Here is a 5,073-nt window from a genome sequence, read left to right as displayed (position 1 = left end):
CCCGTTCCTACCGCCACGCCCGAGCCGATGCCTTCGAAATTTGGACTGAGTATGCACACGAGTTGATCGCTTGAAATCAAAATGCAGCTCCGTTCTGGCGTGCCATCAATAATAACCTGACACTGCCCGTAGACCACCTCGCCGTGTTGGCTGAAGATCGTCCAACCACGGCTGCCGCCGTCCATGTCGCCTTCGTTTGCGGTCGCAAAGTGGGTGTTGTCAATCCATGTGACCGCATCGGGTTCGCGGACCATAGTGATTGTCTCTTCGAAGGTTAGCGCGCCTTCTTCGTCGGTGTCGATACCTTCAAGCGTCACTTCACCAGCCGAGAAGTGGTTCAAAACCTCGCCAGAGGCAGAGACGACAACCATGTGGTTGTTTTCCTGCAAGGTGACGACAATCTCACCTTCGCCGTTGATCGAAACGAACTCTGGCTCAGGGTCTTCGGAGGCTACATCGGCAAGGCCGGTCATATCCACCTTAACGGTACTACCGCAATCAAGGCCCGCATCACTCGTCTGGGTGATCGTCAGATATCCGGCGGGCATCTGGCCAACACGGCCATCGCCAAGGTCTTCATCACGCTCGTTCTCAATCGCGACGGCGACAAAGCTGCCATCTGGAGATACAGCAACAGCGTCAGGCTGGCCGCCCAGATCACAGGTGCTCAGCACCGCGCGGCTGGCCACGTCAATTGCATGCAAAACGCCGGACGGCGCGGTGTAGCTCTCAGAGGTGTTTTCACCCGCATAAGCAATCATCCCCGCAACGGCGACCGAAGTAGGCTCGCCCTCAAGCGCGATGCTCCCCGCGGCTGCGGGGGCGGCAGGATGCGTGAGGTCGATAAAGCCGATCACGCTGGCGGGGCTGTCGGTATAGACGAGTGTCATACCATCGCCAGTCGCACCAATGATCTCGGCCGAGCTCTCTTCGGCTTCAGGGGCGTTCTGCGCGACGATAAAGGACGCAATTCGGTTAAAATTCTCGGCGGATGCCTGACCCGCAATCAAGGCGAAGATCGACGAGACCAACAGGTGTCTTGGTGCCATGAGCAATTCTTTCTTTGAGGTGCTTTGTAGTCCAACCGCAACGATGACCCGCGTAGGTAACGGTTGTACGACATCAGTCCGCTGTCAGTGGACGAGTGGGCCAAGATAATCCGCTCTACCTGCGAAAAGTGCGGGCGTTTTGGCGACCGTTACGGACCTGACACATTGGCCGTGTAGCTCTTCCCAAAACAGTTTGGGGGAGCAGATGGCACATTACCCAACGATTTTCATTTCAGACATTCACCTCGGCACCCGTGGATGCAGTGCAGAGTTGCTGACCCATTTCTTGCGGAAAAACAGCTGCGACACACTTTATCTGGTAGGCGATATCTTCGACGGGTGGCAAATTAAGCGCAGCTGGCATTGGCCGAGTAGCCACAACGAAGTCGTGCATCAGATACTCAAAAAGGCACGCAGGGGAACACGTGTTGTCTTTATCCCAGGTAACCATGATGAAGTGATGCGGAGTTTCCCGGGCATTCATTTCGGCGGGATCGAAGTGAAAGACCAAGACACTTTCACATCGCGCAACGGCAAGAAATATCTGGTCACTCATGGGGACCAATTCGACACGGTCATCGCCCATGCAAAGTGGCTCGCATATCTTGGCGATCGCGCCTACGGGGCGTTGATCTGGCTGAGTCCTAAAATCAACAGGCTCCTGCGGCTTTGGAAACAGGAGTACTGGTCGCTATCAAAATGGAGCAAGCAGCAGGTCAAACAGGCCGTCAGCTATATCGGCAAGTTTGAACAGCTTCTGGCAGATGACGCCCGAAGCCGCGGTTTTGACGGTGTGGTTTGTGGCCATATCCACCATGCCGCGATCCGAGACCTGGATGGGATCGAATACGTCAACACAGGTGATTGGGTCGAAAGCTGCACTGCGATCGTCGAAGACCCAAACGGCAACCTGCGCCTGATTGATTGGGAAGCGCAGAACACCGCGATTCTTGAACACAGGATTGAGCCTAAAGCCCGCAAATGGAAAGCACGCGTGCTTTCCAAACCCTTGGCTAGAACAGAGAAGGAACAAGCATGAGTGTTGCGAGCACCAATACCATCGGCAATGTCGTTTACGAAAACCGGCCTTGGTCATTCGACACTCTGTCTGATCGCATCTTTGCCCGCCTATTTCGGGGATTGGTCTATCCGCAGATATGGGAAGACCCGGTTTGCGATATGGCCGCACTGCAGCTCACTGAAAGTGACGACATCATTTGCATCGCCTCAGGCGGATGCAACGCAATGTCCTACCTCACCAAATCGCCCGCGACACTCACCGCAGTTGACCTGTCACCCTGGCACGTTCACCTGAACCGATTGAAACTGGCTGCGGCGGCGCATTTGCCGGATCATGCGGCATTCTACTCTGTGTTCGGCAACGCCAGTGAGGTCGGCAATACAGCGCTACTCGACGACTATGTCCTTCCGCATATGGCCACCTCAGAACAGCAGTTCTGGAATGGTCACCAGGGCCTGCACCGACGCGCGACACTCTTCTCGCGTGGGTTCTACCGTTACGGCGTGCTAGGCACGTTTATCGGAGCTGTACATGTGATTGGGCGGCTTGCTGGAGTTGACTTTCGAGCGCTGCTGGAAGCGAAAACCCTGGAAGAGCAAGAAGTCTTTTTTGATCGAGAGATAGCGCCACTTTTTGAATCTCGGCTTGTGAAGTTTCTGGCCCGCCGCCGTGCATCTCTCTTTGGTCTGGGAATTCCTCCGGCGCAGTATGAAAAATTGGCTAGCAACGCAGACAGGGACATTGTTCCCGTATTAAAGGCGCGTACACACAAATTGTTTTGCGGCTTCCCGATCCAGGACAACTATTTCGCCTGGCAGGCAGCCAACCGTGGCTACGAGGCAGACGGCGCTGGACCAGTGCCGCCTTACCTAGTAGCTGAAAATTTCGACGCGCTGCGATCAGCAGAGGGCAGAGCAACGGTACTCAATCGGTCGATTACAGACACCCTGGCTCAATGCCCAAACGGATCAAAGTCCGTCTTTATCCTGCTAGACGCACAAGATTGGATGTCCGACCAGCAACTCAACGCGCTTTGGTCGGAAATCACCCGCACCGCGCGCTCCGGCGCACGCGTTCTCTTCCGTACCGGCGGGCGCGATGACATTCTCCCCGGTAGGGTTGCGAGTAACATCCTCGACCAATGGATTTACGATGCCGAAGCCTCAAACACCGCGCTTGCGACAGACCGTTCGGCAATCTATGGCGGTGTCCATGTGTACCGAAAGGCTGGTTAGATGACCCATGTCACCGACCATGGCCAATTGATGGATCAAACATATCGCTATCAGCGGCTGATCTATGACGTCACCCGCCGCTACTACCTACTTGGGCGGGACCATCTGATAAACAACATCGGTACAGCCCCAGGTGATCGGATCCTCGAAGTGGCCTGCGGCACCGGTCGCAACTTGAAAATGATCCGGCGGCGATACCCGGAGGCGCGCCTTTACGGTTTCGACATCTCTCAAGAAATGCTGACGACGGCCCAAGGTAAGCTGGGTAACGACGTTAAGCTTGCCAAGGGAGACGCCTGCGCGTTCGACCCGATGGACCTATTTGGCGTGGACAAGTTCGATCATATCATTCTCTCCTACAGCCTCTCCATGATCCCAGACTGGGAGGCCGCGATTCACGAGGCGTGGAGCAAGCTTGCGGACGACGGGACACTCCATATCGTTGATTTTGGGCAGAGCGGTAAACTCCCTGCATGGTTTCGACGTGGTCTGATGAAATGGCTCAAGCAGTTTCATGTTGAGCCGCGTGCAGGGCTGCTATCGGTTCTACACGATCTCAGCCCCGGTACGGTGATCGCGGCCGACGAAAAATGGCGGAGATATGCGATCTACGGTCAGAAACGGCGCCACGAACCGACTGATACGTAGAACTCGACCACCATCAACGGACCATCAGCAGTCAATTCACGGGACTGTTGCATTAATCGGCTGTTTGTTTCAGGGCTGAGCAAAAAGGCCTGTCATGACCCGCAAGCAACCGTTCAAGAACCACCGATTTCCTGCCGTCGTCATTCTTTGCGCGGTTCGCATGTACCTGCGCTATCCGCTTTCCTATCAGGATACCTCTGATTTGCCTGCCGAACGCGGTGTACTTGTTGATCGATCCACGGTTTATCGCTGGATCCGCAAGTTCGGACGACAGATAGCTAATGGGATCGAAAGGCGCCGACAATGGGTCGGTCTGAACTGGCACGTCGACGAAACCTATATCCGCGTCGGTGGGAAATGGCGTTACCTTTAGCGCGCCATCGACAGGCATGGGCATCTGATTGATTTCCGCCTAGCCGCCACGCGCGATGGAAAGGCCGCGAGAGCCTTTATGCGCAAGGCGATAGATAAGGCCCGGCTACATCGACCGGTCACAATCTGCACGGACAAAGCTCCAACCTATCGACGCGTGATCCGCGAAATCAACCATAGGTATGACCCGCATTTTGAGAGCATCACTCACATTGACAAGAAGTGGAAAAATAATCGGATCGAAAGCGACCACGCCGCGCTCAAGCGGCTTCTTGGATATCGACAAAGCTTCCGTTCAGTAAGCTCGGCAAAAGCAACGCTCTGCGGGATCGAGGCTGTCCGTACAATCAAAAACCGCCACGTCTATGACATGAAACCAGGCATCCAGGGTGAAATCGCTTTGGTCCACGAAGTGTTCGGACTGGCCGCCTAAAACAATGGAATATCAGGTTTCTTGCGGCCGCATGAAGCTAATGCAACAGTTCCGTACACAGCAATCGACGATGCGACACGTGTCAGGGCACTTAAGATCTACGACAAACACACGCAGGCAAACACGATCGACTTCATTGATCATATCATTGAGAAGTTTCCGTTCCGGATTCGCGAAGTTCGAACTGACAACGTCCTATGTCGGGAAGAATTGGCTGCTTAGGTCAGCAGGTCATGGGGCATCCGATTGATCGAATGCCCTTTTATGTTTGCCCAGACGGGCTCTGCCGTCAAGAAGTGGTCTCTCCCATAGCAA

The 5,073-nt window shown here is 54.8% G+C and carries 4 protein-coding genes and 2 pseudogenes; 5 read left to right on the top strand and 1 reads right to left on the bottom strand.

The features are described from left to right. Positions 1-1,049, bottom strand: a 1,049-nt coding sequence (locus tag KIN_RS22090; protein ID WP_505712034.1) for a choice-of-anchor I domain-containing protein, incomplete at its 3' end; no start/stop codon positions are given. Between the two features lie 205 nt (positions 1,050-1,254). On the opposite strand from KIN_RS22090, the gene KIN_RS22085 reads away from it, so the two are divergent. The 5 genes and pseudogenes from KIN_RS22085 to KIN_RS22065 form a co-directional block, all read left to right on the top strand. Next, entirely contained in the window at positions 1,255-2,088 is an 834-nt protein-coding gene (locus tag KIN_RS22085) for a UDP-2,3-diacylglucosamine diphosphatase (RefSeq protein ID WP_159811242.1), read from the top strand. Next, a complete protein-coding gene (locus KIN_RS22080) occupies positions 2,085-3,305 on the top strand; it encodes a BtaA family protein (protein WP_159811240.1) in 1,221 nt (406 codons plus the stop codon). Before KIN_RS22085 ends, KIN_RS22080 begins: the two co-directional genes overlap by 4 nt. Then, positions 3,306-3,953: a class I SAM-dependent methyltransferase gene (locus KIN_RS22075; protein WP_159811238.1), complete on the top strand. Its 648-nt coding sequence runs from the start codon at positions 3,306-3,308 to the stop codon at positions 3,951-3,953. A 94-nt stretch (positions 3,954-4,047) separates the two neighbouring features. After that, a pseudogene (locus KIN_RS22855) lies at positions 4,048-4,758 on the top strand (IS6 family transposase). A 54-nt stretch (positions 4,759-4,812) separates the two neighbouring features. Further along, positions 4,813-4,950: pseudogene (locus tag KIN_RS22065) on the top strand (IS481 family transposase); the annotation flags it as partial. Positions 4,951-5,073 lie beyond the last annotated feature (123 nt).

It is taken from the genome of Litoreibacter roseus (genome assembly GCF_009811795.1).
Classification (GTDB): domain Bacteria; phylum Pseudomonadota; class Alphaproteobacteria; order Rhodobacterales; family Rhodobacteraceae; genus Litoreibacter; species Litoreibacter roseus.
The sequence above is the reverse complement of the archived record's forward strand: the minus strand, read 5'-3'. Positions and strand labels throughout refer to the sequence as shown.